The organism is Qingrenia yutianensis, from assembly GCF_014385105.1.
GTDB lineage: Bacteria > Bacillota > Clostridia > UMGS1810 > UMGS1810 > Qingrenia > Qingrenia yutianensis.
This window is the reverse complement of sequence record NZ_JACRTE010000003.1, coordinates 141,035-160,463: the sequence shown is the minus strand read 5'-3', so window position 1 is coordinate 160,463 and position 19,429 is coordinate 141,035. Positions and strand designations below refer to the sequence as shown.

The following is a 19,429-nucleotide window of genomic DNA, read 5'->3' as shown; positions in this document are numbered from 1 at the left end:
TTTTTGAAAAGCATGTAGACTTTTGTAGTAATATGTAGTATAATTTTGTAGATTTGAGCGTGATATACGCTTTTAAAAATTACTTTAAGAAAAGAGGCAGCAAAATGAGCAAAGTTCACGTTATGGACCACCCTCTTATAGTTCATAAAATCACAAAACTCCGCGATAAGGACACACCGGTAAAGGAATTCCGCGAGCTGGTTAACGAAATTGCACTTTTGATGGGCTATGAGGCAACAAGAGATTTGAAGCTTGTAGACAAAGAGGTTGAAACACCCATCACAAAAATGGTCGGAAAAGAAATTGCAAAACCCATTGCGGTTGTTCCCATTTTGAGAGCAGGTCTCGGTATGGTTGACGCAATTATGAACATAGTTCCGTCGGCAAAGGTAGGACATATCGGTCTTTACCGCGACCACGAAACGGCACAACCTGTTGAATATTACTGCAAACTCCCCGTTGACGTTGACAAAAGGGAAGTTATCGTTGTTGACCCTATGCTTGCAACAGGCGGAAGCAGTGTTGCGGCTATTGATTTCATCAAGCAGAGAGGCGCAAAAGACATCAGACTTATGTGCATAATCGCCGCTCCCGAGGGCGTTGAATGTATGCAGAAGGCTCACCCCGACGTTGACATCTACTGCGGTGCGCTCGACGAAAAACTCAACGAAGCAAAATATATCGTTCCCGGTCTCGGCGACGCGGGCGACAGACTTTTCGGCACGCTTTAATTTTGAAATTACCGCATAAAACCGAGATTGCGCGCGCATCTCGGTTTTGTTTTGTTTAATAACGCTTGAAATTTTTTTGAAAATTTGGTAAAATATAATTTAGTGAAATTTTACCGAAATCGGAGGTTCTTTATATGAAAGTTGAAAGCTTTGCTCTTGACCATACAAAAGTTAAAGCGCCGTTTGTGCGCAAATGCACCGTTCTTACGGGCGAAAAAGGCGACAAGGTTACAAAATTTGACATTCGCTTTATGCAGCCGAACAAAGAGGAAATGCAAAGCGAGGGTATTCACACGCTCGAGCACCTTTTGGCAACGTATATGCGCGACGATATGGACAACATCATCGACTTATCTCCTATGGGATGCAGAACGGGTTTTTATATGACCGCCTGGGGCGAGGACGATGTTAAAACGGTTATCGGCGCGGTGGAAAACTCGCTTAAAAAAGTGCTTGAAACCGAGGTTGTTCCGGCTATGAACGAGGTTCAGTGCGGAAATTACAAACTTCACAGCCTTGCGCTTGCGAAAGAATACGCAAAAAATGCGCTTTCCAAAGGCTTTACCGACAAATTTATGATTGAATAAAATTTTATGGCTTAAATAAAATTTTTTGGGGGAAATTATGAACAGAACACTTCTGCAAGTGAAAGTTTTATATGATAAAATGGGCCGTGCCGAGAAAAAAATCGCCGACTGGATTTTGTCGCACCCGGGCGATTTAATTCCGCTCTCCATTTGCGAGCTTGCGGAGGAATGTAACTGTTCCGAGGCGACAATCGTGCGTTTTGCGCGCCGGCTCGGCTGCAGCGGATACCAGGAACTTAAAATTTCAATCGCGCGCGACGAGGGCAAAAAGAACGTTGACGACACCGTGAAAAAAGGCGACAGCTGTTTTGAAATTTTTGAAAAGGTGTCAAACGACATTTACTGCTCGCTTGAAAAAACAAAAGGCGCGCTGAAAAAAGAGGAAATCGAAAAGGCTGCAAACGCCATTGCAAACGCGGAAATCGTGTCTATATACGGACTGGGAAATTCCGCCGCGGTGGCAATCGACGCACAGCATAAATTTCTGCGCGCGGGGTGCAACGCATTTGCGTACAGCGACAACCATATGCAGGCGATAAACGCGTCGCACCTCAAAAAAGGCGACGTTGCAATCGGCGTTTCGCACTCCGGTTCCTCGAAAGACGTCGTGGAGGCGCTTAAAATTGCGCGCGACAACGGCGCAACCACAATTTGCCTTACAAACGAGGGAAAATCGCCTATTTTAAAGCAAAGCGACATTGTGCTTTTCACCGCGTCAAATGAAACGCGCCACTCGATTTTGGGACTTAATTCGCGTATTGCACAGCTTGCGATTATCGACGCGCTTTACCTTTATCTCGTGTGCCAAAAGGACGATTTGGCGCTTAAAGCTATTGAAGATACCGAAAGAGCGCTCTTGAGCAAAAAATATTAACTTCCTCATTTTTGGAAAAAGACGGGATAAATTTTCAAAAAACACTTGACATATCGCGCGTTAACTGGTATAATAGTTTACGTTGCAAAACTGCACGGAGAGGTGTCCGAGTGGTTTAAGGAGCTAGTCTTGAAAACTAGTGATGCTTTCAGCACCCAGAGTTCGAATCTCTGCCTCTCCGCCACTTTGTTTTGCAATGTGAATTAAATATTTTATTTTCAGCAAACTTTTTGGAGAAGTACTCAAGAGGTCGAAGAGGCGCCCCTGCTAAGGGTGTAGGTCGGGCAACCGGCGCGAGAGTTCAAATCTCTCCTTCTCCGCCACAATTTTATGGTCATTTTTGATAATGACCATAATTTTTTTGCCCTAAAACAGCCATAATAAAGCGGTTGTTTCTTTGCCGCAATATTACGGCTATCACATAGCCTGCTTCAAAAAATTTATTTCTGAATTTTTTAGATTTCCCACAAATTTATAGTTTATGTCTACATCTTGCGTTGTTTCGCCGTCAACCTTATAATATGCGGAAACAGTTATCGGCTCAATTAACTCACGAGCTAAAAACTTATTCATTTAACACAATGGCTTCAAGAACCTCTTCACGGATATTATGAGAAGTGCATACATTTTTCCCGTGATTTGAATATGTACCGCATCTTAAACTCCTGTTCAATAACTATTATACATTATTGTAGCGATTAACGCAAAAAATTACTGTTCAGATTGTATTGATAAAAAAACTCCCTGTTTTAGTGCTTCAATCAAATCTACTGTATTATTAAATTTGCTTTTCACATTTATTACACAACCGCCCTTGACCTTTATTTTTGTAAAAGATGATTCCTTTCCCAATTTAGATTCTTTAATTGTTATAAAATCATTTTTTTCTATCATAAGGCACCCCCTAAAACTTAATAATATAAGCAAAAGGACTGATATACAGATAACAAGGTTATCGAATTATATCAATCCCTTTGATTATGCTATTAAATAGCCGTACCCGTCACAGCCGTTACACCTCCTTCCGAAATTCATTGTAGTACCTAATGTCACAAGCCCATTGTAACTTTCAAAAAATAATTTCATAATTTCACCCTTTTGTGTAAATTTTGTTGAATTTGCACAAAAGAGAGAGGCGGAGCACGGCTATGATACGGTGGTGGTTTTCTGTGATGTTTTCCCGAAGATTTGCGGTGATGTCCTTTAGGCTTATGCTTTTTGAGCTTTGCACTGGCTTCATAAAGTGTCCTCCGTGCCGCAGGGCATATCCGACAAAAAGCATAATTTTGTCCTATGCAGGGCAATTTTTTATTTATGAGGTAATCGCTTTCGCTTCCTTTGCTTTGTAATATCATATAAAAAGGCACAAAAAAGCCGCCCGGCAATAAAGGCGTTTTGCCTCTATACCGGGCGGCCTGCTATGCCGTCACCAATTTCCTGTTCGGAAAGCTTTATTTAGTGTTACTTTGTTTCAGCCTTTTTGATTTCGGGCTTTGTGATAATTACCTTCTTATCCTTTTCAACCCATTCAACACTTGCGCCGAGTTCCTCGGATATAAAGCGAATTGGTGTGTAGGTGCGGTCATTCTCAACAAATGCGGCAGAATCAAGCTTGATTTCCTTGCCGTTTACCTTTGCTGTTGCAGCGCCGATGGTAATAAGTATAGTTACATCCTCACCTGTTTTAAGATTTTTCCCTTTAATCGTCACAAGTTCTTTATCGCCGTCCCACGAAACATCAGCACCGAGGTTTTCGGCAACAAACCTTGCCGGAAGCATTGTACGGTTGTTTACGATTTTCGGAGCAACATCATTTGATTTCGCCTTGCCGAATACCTGTGTGTCCTTTTTGCCGATTGTTAAGATAATCTGATTTACCGAATTATCCTTTTCCGTCCATTTTGCATAGAGTGTGAAGCTCTTTGTTACCTTTGCGGAAAAATCGTACTTGGTTTTGAGTTTCTTATCCGAGTACCAACCGTCAAAATCAAAGTTTTCTTTTGTCGGCGCTGTCGGCTCTTTCATAACGCTGTTTCTTGTAACGGTCTGATTTGAAACCTTGCTGCCGCCGTTCGATTCAAACGATACGGTGTAGCGTGAAGTGCTTCGTCCGCCGCCTCCGCCCGATGATTTGTAATAAAGGCGAATTGTTCCTGTCAGTGTTTCGTAATTGTTTGTGTCGGTCGGTGTGAACAGCCATTTGTAATAGGTGTTTGCCGCAACCACAGTTGTGTCCGGAAGCGGTGTTACGCCGTCGTCAGCCACCCAGATAACTGTACCCAAAGCAGTGAAGTCTGCGCCTGTTGTCGTTATAGCTGCGTCTGCAAGAGTTTTGTCCGAAGAAGTTATTTCCGTATACTTCGGAGTTCCCGTCGGAACAGCCTTTTTGATTTTAAGCACGGCGCTCTTTGTACCGTAATTGTCATCATCCTCATAGGTTGCCGTTACGGTGTATGTGCCTGCGTTCTGCGGCTTGCCCGAAGCATCGAGCGAGCCTGTGCCGGAGGGTGCGTAAACATAAGTCCAGCCGGGGTTAGCGCCTGCCGTAATGCCGGAAATGCTTGCGGTTTCATAAGCCTGCCCTGCGCCGTTATATGTCAGCTCGCCGTCAGCGAAGGTGATGCTTGCGCTGACATTCGTTTTATCAATAACTTCTACTGTTACATCAACATTTGTCGCATTTTCATAATTGCCTGTTGTATCTGTGTAATTTGCCTTAAAGGACTGCGTTCCGGCAGTGTTCATAACTGTCGTGCCGTCAGCCCAAGCCCAGCCGCCTGTAAGAGGAACGGTTGCAAGCGTTTTACCCTTCATACCGCTTAACCCTGTGGGAGCGGACGGAGCAGGAGCTTTTTTGATCTCAAAGTATACTGCGGTCGTATCAAGGCTCAGTATATAGTTTGATGCTTTGAAGGCTCCGTTGTCTTTAAGAGCCAGCGTGCCGAGGAGAATTTTATAATTGCCGACATTTTCGCCTGCTTCTCTTTCCAGCTTGCCGTCAATTATGTACATCTCACCGTAAATAGTTCCGCTTACAGTGCTGCTCAATGCGGGGTCTGCCTCGCCGTATTTTTTGCTCAAGCCGCTGTCCGGTTTAACCGTAAGAGTTCTTTGATAGATGTTTGCCTTTGCAGGCTCAACGCTGTTAATTCTGTAATTGTCCTTATCTGCGCCTGCAAGCTTCACGCCTGTGAAATTAACGGAAATATCATTGCCGACATCCTTTTGTGCAAAGTTTGCCTCTGCGGCGGTGGTGTCAACGGTTACATCATCGCCCGTTATCTTGCCGACGATTTCTGCGGCGGCTGCATTAAAAGATGTTTTCGTATCGCCGTTATAAGCGCTGTTCGGCACCTTAAAGCCGCGTATGGTAACATCTTTTTGTGCGATTGTGAAGTCCGCAGTTCCGCTGTAAATTGTATCCGCCGTTTCAAGCGTTAACTTTACGGTGTAAGTCCCTGATTTTACGGGTTTTGCTGCGGATTCCGCATAGGTTGTGCCGCCTTTGCCCATATAGGTAACTTTTATTGTGGAATCAATCGTGCCGGCGGGCTTTGTGTAGCTCGGTGCAGAAAGCGTTTCACCGTAGGTGCAGCCGCTTTGCGTAAGCCCCGTCAAAGCTGCGGTCGATTTTGCAGTTACATTGACCGAAACATCAACATTTGTCGCATTTTCATAATTACCGGTTGTATCTGTGTAATTTGCCTTAAAGGTCTGCGTTCCGGCAGTGTTCATAACTGTCGTGCCGTCAGCCCAAGTCCAGCCGCCCGGGAGGGAAACTGTGGACAAAGTCTGTCCTTTTATACCCTTTAAACCTGTGGGAGCAGCAGGCGCCGACGCCTTGTTTACCTTAACATTAACATCAATATCTTCAACCGTTGCATAATTTGCCGTATCTGTGGGAACAAACTTTGCTTTAAGCGTTTTTGTGCCTGCGTTGCCGTAGGTTGTTACACCATCTGCCCATTTGAATGTTCCTGCAACGGAAGCCACTCCGCCCGTTAACGCACTGTCGCTTACTGTGTCGCCATAAGTTACGGTTGCTGTTGGAGCTGTTGTGATAGTTGGAGAAGGTTTGGGAGGAGCAATAAAGGTTATGCCGGTTCCCGCATCAATTGAGGGTGTTATAGAAAGTGTGTCCGGTGTGCCATCAGTCTTCCCGTAGATAAGGGGCTTATTGTCTGCACCTATAAATACAACTATACCCGACTGAGCACAGCCATCTGCTTCGGCTGCCGTTGCCAATGCAATACTGTCTTGTGAAATTCCGCTATCAACCGAACCGCTCTTAAGCTTCAAGTGAACAACTGCGAGAGCGGTTTCCGTTGTGTATTCTTTTTTTGCCATTGAACTGCCCGATAAAAGATTGATAAGAACAAATGTCCAATTCCCTTTTGCTTCCGTATAGATTCCGCTGTTGTTCCAAAGACCGGGAGAATCTATCACAGCTACCCTTTGAGCATAAGATGCATCTGTATATTCGCCAAATAGATTGTCGCTCATGGTTTTTGTTGTTATAACCTCACCGTCATTTGTCAGCATATCATATTTCGTATTGTCATACTTAAATATGATGGCAGAAACAGTTTTCATAACGGCTCCGTTTTTGGTTTGTGCCATCCATTTAATATCTATATTGGAATTAGAAACCTTTTCCACAACCATTCTGGTTGAATAATCTCCGCCGGCAGCAAATGCCGCCGAGGAAATCATGCCGAGAACCATGACCAATGTCAATAAAACTGAAATTAATTGTTTTGATGTTTTCATATTCATCCTCCTTTTTAGTACGTTAATGTACACACATCACAAGACTTATTAAAATGTATCGGATTAAGAATAATAGCATAATCCAAATTGTTAATTTTTTTATCTCCGTTAATATCTGCCGATATATCTTTCACATCACTCGGAGAATTATATCCCTTATTAAAGTTTAAGGGATTCAGCACAACAGCATAGTCGAGATTGTTTATTTTTCCATCGCCGTTCACATCACCCGCCAACAGCGTGATTGTGCTGATTTTTTCGTTTGCGTGAGTCTTTAGGTCTATGTCACTGTTGCTCACCTCTATACCTCTTACAGTGTATAACAAATGTCCGCTTTTTATGACAACAAGGTCATATTTGCCGGCATTTACCGTGTCAAAGGTGAATTCGTGCGTTATTTTATCACCGACCGCCTTGCCGCCGTCAAGAACCGCATCATAAATTTTGACTCCATTCTGTCTTAATTCAACAATCGGCGGATTATTTGGGTTATAACTTACCGTCTTTCCGATAACCTTCGTTCCATTGGAATTCAGAGTGAAGGAATACTGAATTCTAACACGAGTTCTGTCCGCCTCTAAGGTCACACCGTCGGTGAGCTGAGCGCCATCCACAGTAACTGTGAAGTCATCTGCAAACCGGCATGAATCGGAGGAAACATAAATCACATCAAACTCATATTTCTTTCCGGGCAACAGCGATTTACCAAACATACTTTCCCCCGTCTCCACATCCTTAACCCAGTATGATGAAGACGCGAAACCGTCTGCGTCATAACCGGGATACTCGTTGAACCGATAAAATGCCATCGGGTCGTCCTTTATAAATGTTGCGTCAAAACGTCCGACTAAGTTTGTGCTTTTATTATAGTGGTATGCACCGCCGGTGGAGTTGTCAACGGAGAGCAAAGCGTTCGCACCGTTATCCAAAGTCATATACAGCTGGAATATACCGCCGTTTGCAATGCGTCCTCCTTCGGAGGATACCTCCACAAACACGCTGTATTTTCTGTCTGCACGGAAGGTGCCGTTTGCAGTCAAATCGCTGTTGGCAGAATCATAATTTCCCTCACTGTCGTATCGAATGCGGCACTCCTCACCGGAATCATATTTTTGGTTGCCGTTTTTATCCACAAACCAGATAAGCTTGGAAACATACAGTTCTTCTGACTCTTCCACATAAGTTTCCTCCACAAGAGTGGGCATTTCGCCGATTCGGGGATCGCAGATTCCCTTCACAGTGGCAGAGGTGTATGACTCAGTGCTTCCCACGTCAAAATAATACTTGAAATAAATAGCCGTGTGCAAACTTTCGTCAAACTGAAAATCATAGTAGATAGTGACGTTGTTCATAGCATGACCGTTCACATAAATGGTGGCGTTGGGGTCAACGGCGAACTTCTGCCCGGCTGCAGTATCCTTCCACGCAAGCTCCATAGTAACATCGTTGAAATAAGTGCCGTCGGTATAGCGTGCAGTGGGCTTTTGTTTATCATCATAAACCGGCTCTATCACGCCGTTCCACCATTCCAGAGAACTCTCGCCTTTTGCATCTTCATAGGGATTGCCGCTGCCTTTGGGCGGCTCCGTGAGCTTAGAAACCCTGCTTGAATATCCCCAGAGCTCTTCACCGTTTACATCGGTAACCCCCCTGAGAGAGCTTATGTTTCCGTTTAGATAGGTGGTGTAGTATCCATTTTTCCAGTCATCGCCCTCATAGCGATAATCGTTTTTAACCGGCTCACGAGTTGTGATATTCACTGTTTCCAGATATGTGGTATTGGGATCTTTGACAAATACGGTTGTCGGGATGCACAGCTTTGAAATAGCGGGATCGCCCTCTTCAAAGGCATAAACGCCGGTTTCCTTATAACAAAACGTTCGCGCCCAATAATTCTCGCTGCCCCCCTGATAGGCGGCATATGCACCAATCTCTTTTGCCTTGTATACCTTGTCATCACCCGTAAAGCCTTTAATTTCCAAGGCATCTGCGTTCACGCAGTAGTAAACATAGCCGCCATATTCACTGTCTCTTTGCAACGGTAAGAAATAGCCGTTCTTGGTGAACACCCGATAATTAAACCTCAGATAATCGTTATACTGAATTTTGTTGATATCCGCACCGGACATAGCGCTGGTGGACCAGCTTCTGATGTCGAAATCCAAATATTGATCCGTATTTTCGGTGATTCGCAAACCGCTGGCAGCCCAAACCGCCTTAACCTTCGGTTTCAGGTTTATGTAAGACTCTCCAATATGAGCGGCGTAGTCTATTGGCTCTATTTCAAAACCGGCAATCGGCACATCAATCCGAAGCTGCGTGCCACCCAAAACAATGCCGTCCGGCTCATAAATATGAAAACCAACCTCAGTTGTTCCCGGGCGCAAAACCTCGGCTTTTCCGGTTTTGCTGTCGATCTGAATAATGTCCGGATCCTTTGAATACCACTCAAATCGGTTATTTCTGTTCACATCAATAGTTGCGTCGGCAGGCCACGTAATCTGTTCAAAGTCCAAATTGCTCACTCCTGCCGGCACGGTGTATGGAATACAAAAAGAGTTAGCCTTTGCCGGATCGTATACGGTTTCGCCGTTTATGCGAATTGCGGTGTCGGTGGACTCTTTCTCAAACCGAACAGTGAATGGCTCGGATTTCATCCGATAGTTGTGTCCGTCTCCGTCTATTCCATAAACAAATGCCTCAAAGGTATAGTCGCCGGGCTTAAAGTTATCCGCGGTCGTTGTTCCGCTGAAGAACTTTTTGATATCCAAACTGCCGTTGCTGTCACACTTTTTTTGGCTGCTGCCGATGCTGGCGCCATATGGATGACTTTTCGCTTTCAGCCAATATTCCGTTACGGTATACCAGTTGGCATCCTTATTCAGGTTAATTTGCAGCACATGCGGGTCTGACCAGGATGTGTGACTGTTTTTGCCGGTGATATAGGGCATTCTGTTGTTATCATAGTTCTTGCCCGAGAGCAAAATCGGGTTTGGACTATACCATGTTCTGCCATCGTAGGTGAATTTTGCACGATAGGTGCCGCTGCGATCAACGGAGCAGCAGCCGTTATTATCCACGTCGACGTCAAGAGGCACATATCCCGTCCCGCTCAATTCACGAAACTCCCATTCCACATCGGCAACGGTTAGCTTTTTCCCTGTTTGCGGGTCTTTTAAGTCAAGCTCATTTAAAAACTCTAACCCGGGATTTAAGGTGACGTTCATGCCCGTTATTGCATAAACAACGTCGTTGCGGTCGGGAGTCACAAATTCTGTATCTCCCGAACCTTCGCGCCAAACACTGATAGAAGGCATAGCGAATACGGTTTTATATATCTTCGTGTAGCTGCCTTCTCCGCCGTTGCCGGGAATCAAAAGACCCAGGCGCAAATCTATGGGACCGGGCTTAAGCGGCGCAAATGCCCAACGGGCTTCCGGCGGTTTTCCGCTGCCGTAGTCAATCCACTTGGTGTACACGGTTTTACCGAATTCATCAAGGTAATAATACCGATAATCATAACTGCTTTCTGTGTCATCCTTGATGCCCATTTCTTGAAGCTTGCTTATTGTTGCGGCGTCGGGAAAAGACTCAAAGTTCTGCGGTTCTCCCGTTCCCGTGACTGTGGTTTTCACCTCAAAATTCATAAATTTCGTGACCTCGCCTACCGGTGCGTCGGAAACATAAAACATATACGTACCGGCGAAGGACCTGGTGTAGGTGTTGTGTCCGACCCATTTTTCCTCCACCCGCATTTTGAGCTGATACATCTGCCCGTTCTGATAGGTGATTTTGTCGCCTTTATTAGTTCGCAAATCATTCAGATTACAGATTGGAGCAGTGGATTCCAGCTCTGCAGAAAGCGGAGAGTCGCCCAGGCTCTTATAAAGAGTGTAATACCACTTGATAGTGCGATCGGTTCTGTTCTGATAGTCATAAGCCAGCCATTCCTCCTCTTTCAAAGAGTAATATGGAGTATACTTGGCACTGACATAATACGGTATATTTTCGTTGGGGTTATACTCCTTAGAACCGTCGGAGGTGTGGTTTTCGATTTCAACCCGCGAATCACTGTTGAAATATTTGCTCTGGGTTTTGGGTTTTATAACGGTTTTTTTGCTGCCGGTTGCGTCTCCGTCCTCCTCGGTGAGCTCCTCGCCGCCATAGATAAGGTCGGCCTCATCCATATTCACCCATTCCTTCAGGATGTTCACATCACCATATCTGCCGGGCATATAGTTATCTCTTGATAACCCCTTGAATGCGTTGGGTATATCAGTGGTGGATGAGAGATGACCTTGGATAACCACTTTATCAACCTTGTGGGTGTCAAATGTGCCCGCTTTGATATTCACGCTGATTTTGTCCTTGTCACTATACCAATATTGGAACACATCAGCGCCGCCGCAGCCTTTAAAATATCCGTCCGTAATGTTGATTTCCGCACCCTTTGCCACCTGGAAAACGGCACATTTTTTCACACTTTCTGCGCCGCCGCTCGGCTTCCAGCCGGTACTCGGTGTCAGGCTGTAGCCCCTCGCCAAAAGAGAGCCGCCAACCACGGTTACCTTACTGTTTTCGCCTGCTACGACCACAGAGCCGTTAACCTGACCCCGGGCATAACCGTCATAGCAATATTCATTATCGGGACCGTTGCAGGAAGCAGCGTAAAGATACTGCTTTTTCGAGCGGCCGCAAACAAACTCTGCACCGGAGGCGTTGATAAACAGCTCGCCGCCGGACGAAACATTGAACATATCCACACAGCTTGTTTCCGCATCGTCCATATCTTTTTCGGAAAGCAGCCAACTGTCGCACCTGATTTTGCCGCCGCCCTTGCTGTCCACAATGGTGAGCTTGGAACCGTTTCCGATATTGAACATGGTATAATGCTTTGCAATACCGGTGGAAAAATTCTTGCCGTAGAAAAAAGTGTTATCCTTATCATATTGATAGGGCTTAATATAAATAGTTTTGCCGTTTAAGTCAATAACCTTGTTACGCTTGACATTAACATCGACTATCCAATTATTTTTTTCGTTTTCAAAGAAATTTTCTTCCACAGAAATGTCGCTCTGCAACCGGATTTTTGCATCGGCGCTTTCACTTTCCAAACACAGCACCATGCCCTCATACCAAAATTTTGAGTCTGCTTTGTAATTGGTGCCGTCGGGTGCTTTGTGGTTTCCGATGTTAATCCACTGAGAATAATCGTCCGCTGCAAGAGCCATGTCACCCGAATTTGCCCCCATCGACGCCATCATCGGCGTCTGCGCTTCTTCTTGGTTGAGTGAGCCAAATTCAACAATATTTCCCGACACATCCGGCGTTTCATCTTCTTCCGGAAATTCCGGCATCTCCATTGCTTCGGGCATGTCAGACACTTTCGGAAATTCCGGAACATCAGACTCCGTCGGCACCTCAGGCGCTTCTGTTGTTTCCGCTTCTGCCGTTTGTTCAGGCGGTTCCGCCGCAGTCGGCAGTTCAGGCGGTTCCGCCGCAGTCGGCGATTCCGGCGCTTGTGCCGTTTCGCTTATAACAGTGTTCTCAGACGCATCAATGGAATCAGCGCTATTTCCCTCAGAAGCAGCTATTCCAATACCCGAAAGCATTGCAACCGCCGTAACAAATGCCAAAATTCGTGCTGTCACCAGTTTTTTTCGCAATCGTTTCATTTTGCTGTTTCCTCCTTTCATTCTTTTGATGTGATATTTTACATTCCTCTGCAAAATTTGCCGGAATGTATCGGATTACATAACAGTATAATCCGAACTTCAGATTTCTGTGTCTGCGTTAATATCTTTCGATATAACTTAGCATCTCCTTTCTTTTGGATTTTGCATTTATCCGATATTGCGGCTTGAGATTGCATTTCCGCAATACTCACATTTACCGGAGCTTCCGGCGCGGATCCTTGTTGTTCCGTTGCATTTTTCGCATACAACGTTAACAAAGCTTGTTTTACTGTTTTCTCTGCCCGAAAGAATCACGCAGGGCAATCCCTGCTTTTGCAGAGTGCAGTCACAGAACACTCCTTTATCAAAAAGCTTATCAAGCTCGGAAAGCACCCTGAACGGCGGTTTTCCGGATTGCTTTGCAAGCTCGTCAATTGTCACCGTGCCGTCAATATCGCACATAAAGATTGAGTTGTAGCGATATGCACGCGCCGCCATTGTGCCGTTTTTAATGCCGTTTAACAAAAGGAGTGCGGACGGAACAAGCATGACTATATTGGTAATCAAGTTATCACGAAGTTCTTCGTTATACCCCGTAACCCCCGAAATAATTCCGAACAGAAAAACCGCTGTGAAGAATCCGCCTATAATCATTTGTATGTGTTTTTTTAATGTAAGCCTTGCAATTGCCACTTTTGAAATATAGGTTCCGCCTCCGGAGAATAATTTTGTATTCGTCTTCATTTTCACTGCCTCCGGAATGCCATCATTCCAACACCGATTATTGCAAGCAATATTCCTGCCACGATACCGAAAATCGAGCCGCCGCGCACACCTTTTTTGTTCTCCTCGGCAAATTCTTCCGCCGTCATAATTCCCTTAACGGTTGTAACAGAATCTACATCTTCGCTCTTTATCAGGGTATCGCCTTTTTGTACGCCGATAACCGTATATTCGAGCGGATCGTCGGGCGAAACAATACCGTAGGATATTTTTTGAGCTCCATATCCCGTCGTTGAGTATGTACCTGTTGATTTTTTCGGCAGCCAATTTTCTTTTGAAACGCAGTAGCTGCTTTCTCTTCCGCCCGAAAGCACCTTCCAGCCCGCATTGAGGCTCTTCTCGTCATATTGCTTAAATTCCGTGTTTCTTATAATCGGATTGAGCAGGTTGCTCTCCACCTTAAACTCACCGAGTAATGTAGGCGCGGCAAGCATAGTTGTTGTAAGTATTTCGGCATTGATTCCGAAATTTGCCTTTTCGCTGTAGTCGGTATTCTCAGGCTTCCAGTCCCACACCTGTTCATCATCGCTGTTGGTATCCCGTTCATAAGTCCAAACGGTTCTTTTCGCCGTTACTCCAGGAAGCTTAACACCAGTTATGGGATCCTGAAGCTGTTCGGCAGGTTTAAGCGTTCCCGAGACAACCACAAGCTTCCCTTCGTTTTCGGGAGTAAGCTTGCCGTCCTTAATCGTTGCCGCAGCTCTGATTTTCTCGTAGGACTGCGGTGCTGACACAAGAGCTTTTACAGCAAGCAAAGCAAAGAAAATGCCTCCTATAATCAGTATAACGCCGATTATTTTTTTCATAGTCATTCCTCCGTTCTGCAGCTATTCAAGCTTTTTTGCCTGATTTTGATACTCGTCCTGTATAAATTTCGCATTCTTATCGGTAAGAGCGTTTATAACCTCGCCAAACGCTTCAAACTGCTCTTTTGTGCAATGCACCGCAACGGGTTTGCAGGCATATCCGCGCGTCATACGTCCTAAATTTTCGTTTTTTACAAGTCCGAGCATAACTTCATAAAGCTCATCTGTATTGAAATATGTTGCTTTTTCCTTCCATGCGTCATAGTTCTTCTCGGATTTGTTTGTAAAGCTTGTCACAGCTGCCCATGCGGGAACTTTGTCGCTGCCCGGTGTGGTTTTAAAGTAGTCTATCGTGGCTCTGTATGCCGCCTCGCTTGTGTTTTCGTGCGACGGATAATCATACCACAGCCAAACAAGACCTCTTACACCGCTTGAATGAAGGTCTGCGTCAGCCTCGTTTTTCAGCATTTCCGAGATAGGCGCAACCACCCTGTCATCACCGAGGAGACCGGCATACTCATACGCTGCTTTCCGAACCTCTTTATCCGGATCCTTCATCAGCTCAATCTCTGCATCAACCGCTCCGTTAAGAGTCTTGTTCCATGTGCTTCCGAGAGCAACCGCCGCCTGCCTTCTTACAACTGCGTTTTCATTCTTTGCCGCATCAAGCAGGAATTTGCCGATTTCTGCATCCTTGCCGCCTTCATTTCCAAGAGCTTTTACCGCACATTTAATAACATAAGGCTCTTTTTCGGTTTTCAGAATCTCCTTTGCCGACGCTTTATGCGAATCACTTGCCCCGAAAAATGTGGCGATGTTTGAAAAAGCATAGCCTCTTACCTGCGGTGCGTCACTTTTTAAAAGAGGCTCAACAAATTCCTTTGCCGCCGGCAGCTTTGCTTTATTTTCTTTAAGCTTTTTTATTGCTTTGTCTGTTATATTTTCATCAAGCTCAAGCTTATTGTTGATTGTTGCATATGAATATGTAGAAACAAGGTCTATAAATTCATCCAAGGTTATATTCTGCTCATCTTTAATAAACTCTTTTATCAGATCGTCCTCTGTCATATTTGCGTAGTCAATCTTTTTGGTTTCCTGCTTTGTTTCGGTGCCTTTTCCGGTTTTTTCACCGCCGCACGCAGCGAGCGAAAATACCATTCCTACTGCTAAAATTAACGCTAATATTTTTTTCATAATATAAAGTTCCTCCCATTATTTTATTGTTTATCATTATCATCAAATATGTCACCGCATTCCGGACAGAATTTCGGCGGATTTTTGGGATCTTCAGGCTCCCAGCCGCATTTATCGCATTTATAGGTCGGTGCGCCCGCAGGTTTCGGATTCCCGCAGTTTTGGCAGAACCTACCCTTGTTGACCGTTCCGCACGAACACGTCCAGCCGTCGGGCGATGCCTGCGGTTTTCCGCAATTCATACAGAATTTCCCGGTATTGCCCGTCTGACCGCATTCACAGCTCCAGCCTGCCGCTTGAGGCTGCTGTGCCTGCTGCTGAGACTGCTGTTGCTGCTGACCCATCGCAAAAAGATTGCCCGCATTCATACCGCCTGCGTTCTGCGCCATATTCATTCCGAAAAAGCCGCCCATTGCACCCATTCCGCCTTCGTTTGCCGCTGCCGTTCTCATAGCGTCTGTCTGCCCGCCGACAATGCGCGCCGCCGCAATATTCGGATTGGTTGTCATAACGTTTTCCTCCCACTCGGTAATCTTCTTTCTCTGGTCCTCGGGGATGGATACACCGTTAATGCTTACGGCGAAAAGCTCGATTCCGCGTTTTTCCTTCCACTCGGCTTTAAGTTCCTCGGCAAGCGCCTTCGTAACCTCTTTTGTATGTGCCGGTATTTCCGAATACATTATTTTCATTGCCGAAATTTGCGCAAATGCCGGTCTCAGAGCGTCCAGAAGCTCGCTCTTTAACATTTCGTCAATTTCCGAACGGCTGTATACATATTCCACATTACCGCTTACGTTTGTATAAAACATAACAGGATCGGCTATTTTATAGGAATACACACCGTTACACCTTAAATCCACCGACAGCTTATAGTTCATGGACTCATCTATCGTTACCCTGAACGGAACGGGAGAGGAGGTGCCGAATTTATTGCCGGTAATTTCCTTTGTGTTGAAATAATAAACCCTCTGATCCTTGCCCGGTTCGCCGCCGAAAGTAAAACGCTTTCCGACCTGCTGAAAGCTTTGCTTAATGCTTTCGCCTAAGCTGCCGCAGAAAATACTCGGCTCTGTGGAATTATCGTAGACAAATTCTCCGGCTTCTGCGCAGAATTCAACAATCTTTCCGGATTCCACAATAATCATGCTCTGCCCTTCGTTTACCGAAATGACAGAACCGTTCGAAATAATGTTGTCGTCTCCCTTTTTGTTGGAGTTTCTTTTTCCCACTCGTTTTTCACCTTTTGCCACAAGTGTGTCGGCATCTAAACTTTCGCAGTAGAAAAATTCTCTCCACTGGTCAGCCAAAACACCGCCAAGAGCGCCTGCGCCCGCCTTTAAAAGTCCCATAATTATATTCTCCTCTCAAAATTTTTATTCTTTATAGTCTGTTATATCCCATATATCAGGGGTACATATCAGCCTGTCGTTTTCATCCGTATCAAGCGTGATTTTGTGTCCGCCGCGTATGACGATATAAATTTCAACATCGCCGCCGCAGTTTATTATATACGGTGTGCCGTCATCTGCTTTTTGCAAATTTTTCTTGTCGCCGTTTTGAATCAGCTCGTTCTCATCTCCGTACCGCGGAATAACAAGATACCATTTTTCTCCGCCGTAATCATAATGACTTATTGCCCGGCATTTTTCCTCTGAAAGCTTTGAAAAAAGTTTTTCTATATATTCATTTGCCGTATTTTTGCCGGTTTCTCCCTCTCCAAGATATGCGACCGCCCAATAGGGATAGTCCTCGATTTCATCGAACGGAAGAGTATTTGCGTATTCTGTACGATGCTCACTGTCAACATACACCATGCCCGGTCCGTCCAATATAAAAGGTTTTTCTCCGGGAGCCCTGCATCCGAAAAGACCGGCAATAACCGCAAATATCGCAATTGCTTTCATCAGCCTCACCTTAATCACCCTTTCGGCAATTCAATCCGCATATCGTAGCAAAGAATTCTCGAAATAAGAGCCGCCGCTTCACTGCGTTTTACATGTGAATCCGGATAGAACGCCATGTATTCATCGCTTCCCACCGCAATTCCTTTATTATAAAGGTCTAAAATTTCATATGCGAAGGGCGTTGTGTCATAAACGTCCGGAATATCGGTTATCGGAACATCGTTTATATAATACGGATTGGTGTCGCACCGCGAAAACAGATATGCCATCTGTGCACGCGTTGCGTTTTCCTCCCAATCGAAGATAATATAATCTTCAAGTATTGCATTGTCATAGCAATAATCCACATAAACATCATACCAGTTTTCACCGGTCATTTGGAATTCAACTTCCTCTCTTTCGTATTGGCTTTTATTGTGAATTACCGCGGCAATTTTGGCTGCCTCCGCGCAGGTAAGCCCTGCATTCGGGTCAAATTCCCTTTTGTTTTTCCCGTTTATGATGCCGAAGCTGTACGCCGTCTGCACATAAGAATAGTACCATGCGTCCGGCGATATGTCCGCAAACGGCAGAGAGGTATCCTCCAGATATTTGCTTCCTTTAAAGCCGCAGTCCTCGCAGTATATCATGTTTTCACCGAAAATATCCTTTTCCGTCATACTCTCAACAAGCGCAGTATGCATAAGTGAAAAACTAAAATTCCCGTCACCCTTTGCGTCGGATATTTTTTCGTACATCACATGCTCATCTGCCGTGCACGGGATATAAAACTGTATAAATCCGGTTCCGGCAAACACATCAAAATCAAACGTTATTTCCTCTGAATTCAATGTAACCTCATTAAGATTTGCGCAGTTGGCAAAAGCGCGCTCACCGATATTTTTCACACTTGACGGAATATATGCACTTTCGGTATTGCAGCCTTCAAATGCATTTGTGTTTATCAATTCAATTCCTTCGGCAACGGATATGGCTTCAAGTCCTAAGTCAAAACAAGCCATAACACCGATTTCATTGATTATTGTTCCGTCTATTTCTGCCGGGAAAAAGGCAAATTCATCACCGTAATAAGCGGTAATTACTCCATCCTTTGTGTATTCATACATACCGTCTGCCGATTTGAATGTTTCCCATTCCGCACTGACAACAGTGCTGCTTAAGATCAGCAGTGCTGCAAGCAATAACGATAGTTTTTTCACGTTTTGCACCTCCCGTTACTTTATTTTGGCTTCCGCATCGTCCGCACGTCTTGTGTAAACCGCCATGCCGCCGGTCGCTGCGTCGTTCATAGCATTTATGCCTTCCTTCAGTTTTTCTTTGTCCGCCTCCGTTACGGCTTCCTCGCCTTTTGTTGCAGCCTTAAAAGCCGTTCCGAATGCCGCCGCCATTCCAATCGCTGCCGCATCCTCTCTTTTTTCTGCCTTGCTTCTGCCAAAGCCGAACAAGCCTCTTTCATCATCGTGAACGCCGAAAATATAATCAAACTTGCATTTTGCATTGTGTGCATACTGCAAATCCGAACGGTCTTTTTTGCTGAAACAAACTTTAATTTCATGCTTAATATACGGATGAGGACGAAGACCTTTTTTGTTGTCTGTATTAACCTTGCTCATATTTCCGCCCAAAAGCTTGATTTTTAATCCACATTCCTTAAATTCAGGATTTTTTCCCGGCTCGGTTGCCGGTGTTTCATCTATGTATTCCTCATAGCTTGCCACCTGATCGTAGCGGAAAAGCTCGTTCATTTTGCCTCTGCCCGTGTTGCTTCTGTGCAAAATCCGAAACATTCCCAAATCATCGCAAAATTCAATGCCCATTTCCTTGAGCGACGAAGGGTATGTGTCTTTCTTTCCTTCTTTGGAATAGACCTCCTCAAAAAGTCTGTTCTGCCTTTTCATATATTCTATATGCCCCTTGACTTCGTCCAATGTCAGCTCGCTCAGCCTAATGTACTTTGAGCATAGATTTCCGCAATCGTCACATAAAAATTCCTTGTTCCTGATTTTTGTGCGATGCATCATGCCGCATTCCTTGCCGCATAATGCACAAATTTTTTTACCGAAAATGTTCTTAAAAAAATCACCTATTCCCATAATTCTTTCCTC

16 protein-coding genes, 2 tRNA genes and 1 pseudogene are annotated in these 19,429 nt (G+C 44.9%); 5 read left to right on the top strand and 14 right to left on the bottom strand.

Translation table 11 applies throughout. From position 1 onward, the window contains the following. The first annotated feature begins 104 nt into the window (after positions 1 to 104). The 5 genes from upp (at position 105) to H8706_RS03920 (ending at position 2,515) form a co-directional block, all read left to right on the top strand. Entirely contained in the window at positions 105 to 731 is a 627-nt protein-coding gene (upp, locus tag H8706_RS03940) for a uracil phosphoribosyltransferase (RefSeq protein ID WP_178347164.1), read from the top strand. Positions 732 to 865: 134 nt separating this feature from the next. Further along, on the top strand, positions 866 to 1,318 hold the full coding sequence (locus H8706_RS03935; protein WP_178347163.1) for an S-ribosylhomocysteine lyase: 453 nt from the start codon (positions 866 to 868) through the stop codon (positions 1,316 to 1,318). Positions 1,319 to 1,355: 37 nt separating this feature from the next. Next, the gene (locus H8706_RS03930) at positions 1,356 to 2,192 is read left to right on the top strand and encodes a MurR/RpiR family transcriptional regulator (protein WP_178347162.1); all 837 of its coding nucleotides are present in this window, start codon (positions 1,356 to 1,358) and stop codon (positions 2,190 to 2,192) included. A gap of 96 nt (positions 2,193 to 2,288) precedes the next feature. Continuing rightward, positions 2,289 to 2,376, top strand: a tRNA-Ser gene (locus H8706_RS03925). A 48-nt stretch (positions 2,377 to 2,424) separates the two neighbouring features. After that, positions 2,425 to 2,515: transfer RNA gene (locus H8706_RS03920), tRNA-Ser, on the top strand. Between the two features lie 94 nt (positions 2,516 to 2,609). Here H8706_RS03920 and H8706_RS03915 read toward each other — a convergent pair. The 14 genes and pseudogenes from H8706_RS03915 to H8706_RS03855 form a co-directional block, all read right to left on the bottom strand. Further along, entirely contained in the window at positions 2,610 to 2,765 is a 156-nt protein-coding gene (locus tag H8706_RS03915; protein WP_262431579.1) for a DUF4368 domain-containing protein, read from the bottom strand. Next, a complete protein-coding gene (locus H8706_RS12410; RefSeq protein WP_394354517.1) occupies positions 2,758 to 2,865 on the bottom strand; it encodes a zinc ribbon domain-containing protein in 108 nt (35 codons plus the stop codon). Before H8706_RS12410 ends, H8706_RS03915 begins: the two co-directional genes overlap by 8 nt. Before the next feature lie 38 nt (positions 2,866 to 2,903). Beyond that, entirely contained in the window at positions 2,904 to 3,086 is a 183-nt protein-coding gene (locus tag H8706_RS03910) for a hypothetical protein (protein WP_262431578.1), read from the bottom strand. 196 nt (positions 3,087 to 3,282) lie between these two features. Continuing rightward, on the bottom strand, positions 3,283 to 3,432 hold the full coding sequence (locus H8706_RS03905) for a hypothetical protein (protein ID WP_262431577.1): 150 nt from the start codon (positions 3,430 to 3,432) through the stop codon (positions 3,283 to 3,285). A gap of 221 nt (positions 3,433 to 3,653) precedes the next feature. Next, positions 3,654 to 6,962 (bottom strand): stalk domain-containing protein, encoded by a 3,309-nt coding sequence (locus H8706_RS03900; protein ID WP_262431576.1) that lies wholly within the window; start codon positions 6,960 to 6,962, stop codon positions 3,654 to 3,656. A gap of 14 nt (positions 6,963 to 6,976) precedes the next feature. After that, positions 6,977 to 12,637: a dockerin type I domain-containing protein gene (locus tag H8706_RS03895; RefSeq protein ID WP_262431575.1), complete on the bottom strand. Its 5,661-nt coding sequence runs from the start codon at positions 12,635 to 12,637 to the stop codon at positions 6,977 to 6,979. A gap of 168 nt (positions 12,638 to 12,805) precedes the next feature. Continuing rightward, positions 12,806 to 13,381: a hypothetical protein gene (locus tag H8706_RS03890; protein WP_262431574.1), complete on the bottom strand. Its 576-nt coding sequence runs from the start codon at positions 13,379 to 13,381 to the stop codon at positions 12,806 to 12,808. Between the two features lie 2 nt (positions 13,382 to 13,383). Further along, the gene (locus H8706_RS03885) at positions 13,384 to 14,226 is read right to left on the bottom strand and encodes a TMEM43 family protein (protein ID WP_262431573.1); all 843 of its coding nucleotides are present in this window, start codon (positions 14,224 to 14,226) and stop codon (positions 13,384 to 13,386) included. Between the two features lie 21 nt (positions 14,227 to 14,247). After that, positions 14,248 to 15,420 carry a HEAT repeat domain-containing protein gene (locus H8706_RS03880; protein WP_262431572.1) on the bottom strand — a complete coding sequence of 391 codons (1,173 nt, stop codon included), beginning with the start codon at positions 15,418 to 15,420 and terminating at the stop codon, positions 14,248 to 14,250. A 23-nt stretch (positions 15,421 to 15,443) separates the two neighbouring features. Continuing rightward, positions 15,444 to 16,769, bottom strand: coding sequence for an SPFH domain-containing protein (locus H8706_RS03875; RefSeq protein WP_262431571.1), 1,326 nt, complete (start codon positions 16,767 to 16,769; stop codon positions 15,444 to 15,446). A 24-nt stretch (positions 16,770 to 16,793) separates the two neighbouring features. After that, a complete protein-coding gene (locus H8706_RS03870) occupies positions 16,794 to 17,324 on the bottom strand; it encodes a hypothetical protein (RefSeq protein WP_262431570.1) in 531 nt (176 codons plus the stop codon). 14 nt (positions 17,325 to 17,338) lie between these two features. Beyond that, positions 17,339 to 18,523, bottom strand: coding sequence for a leucine-rich repeat protein (locus tag H8706_RS03865; protein ID WP_262431569.1), 1,185 nt, complete (start codon positions 18,521 to 18,523; stop codon positions 17,339 to 17,341). A 15-nt stretch (positions 18,524 to 18,538) separates the two neighbouring features. Next, a complete protein-coding gene (locus H8706_RS03860; RefSeq protein ID WP_262431646.1) occupies positions 18,539 to 19,222 on the bottom strand; it encodes a hypothetical protein in 684 nt (227 codons plus the stop codon). Between the two features lie 27 nt (positions 19,223 to 19,249). After that, positions 19,250 to 19,417 (bottom strand): annotated as a pseudogene (locus H8706_RS03855) (DUF4428 domain-containing protein); the annotation flags it as partial. Positions 19,418 to 19,429 lie beyond the last annotated feature (12 nt).

What these genes read in the sequence shown, in the direction of transcription:
- upp (WP_178347164.1), top strand. Translation starts at nt 105, where the DNA reads ATGAGCAAAGTTCACGTTATGGACCACCCTCTTATAGTTCATAAAATC.
- H8706_RS03935 (WP_178347163.1), top strand. Translation starts at nt 866, where the DNA reads ATGAAAGTTGAAAGCTTTGCTCTTGACCATACAAAAGTTAAAGCGCCG.
- H8706_RS03930 (WP_178347162.1), top strand. Translation starts at nt 1,356, where the DNA reads ATGAACAGAACACTTCTGCAAGTGAAAGTTTTATATGATAAAATGGGC.
- H8706_RS03915 (WP_262431579.1), bottom strand. Translation starts at nt 2,765, where the DNA reads ATGAATAAGTTTTTAGCTCGTGAGTTAATTGAGCCGATAACTGTTTCC.
- H8706_RS03910 (WP_262431578.1), bottom strand. Translation starts at nt 3,086, where the DNA reads ATGATAGAAAAAAATGATTTTATAACAATTAAAGAATCTAAATTGGGA.
- H8706_RS03905 (WP_262431577.1), bottom strand. Translation starts at nt 3,432, where the DNA reads ATGAAGCCAGTGCAAAGCTCAAAAAGCATAAGCCTAAAGGACATCACC.
- H8706_RS03900 (WP_262431576.1), bottom strand. Translation starts at nt 6,962, where the DNA reads ATGAAAACATCAAAACAATTAATTTCAGTTTTATTGACATTGGTCATG.
- H8706_RS03895 (WP_262431575.1), bottom strand. Translation starts at nt 12,637, where the DNA reads ATGAAACGATTGCGAAAAAAACTGGTGACAGCACGAATTTTGGCATTT.
- H8706_RS03890 (WP_262431574.1), bottom strand. Translation starts at nt 13,381, where the DNA reads ATGAAGACGAATACAAAATTATTCTCCGGAGGCGGAACCTATATTTCA.
- H8706_RS03885 (WP_262431573.1), bottom strand. Translation starts at nt 14,226, where the DNA reads ATGAAAAAAATAATCGGCGTTATACTGATTATAGGAGGCATTTTCTTT.
- H8706_RS03880 (WP_262431572.1), bottom strand. Translation starts at nt 15,420, where the DNA reads ATGAAAAAAATATTAGCGTTAATTTTAGCAGTAGGAATGGTATTTTCG.
- H8706_RS03875 (WP_262431571.1), bottom strand. Translation starts at nt 16,769, where the DNA reads ATGGGACTTTTAAAGGCGGGCGCAGGCGCTCTTGGCGGTGTTTTGGCT.
- H8706_RS03870 (WP_262431570.1), bottom strand. Translation starts at nt 17,324, where the DNA reads ATGAAAGCAATTGCGATATTTGCGGTTATTGCCGGTCTTTTCGGATGC.
- H8706_RS03860 (WP_262431646.1), bottom strand. Translation starts at nt 19,222, where the DNA reads ATGAAAAGGCAGAACAGACTTTTTGAGGAGGTCTATTCCAAAGAAGGA.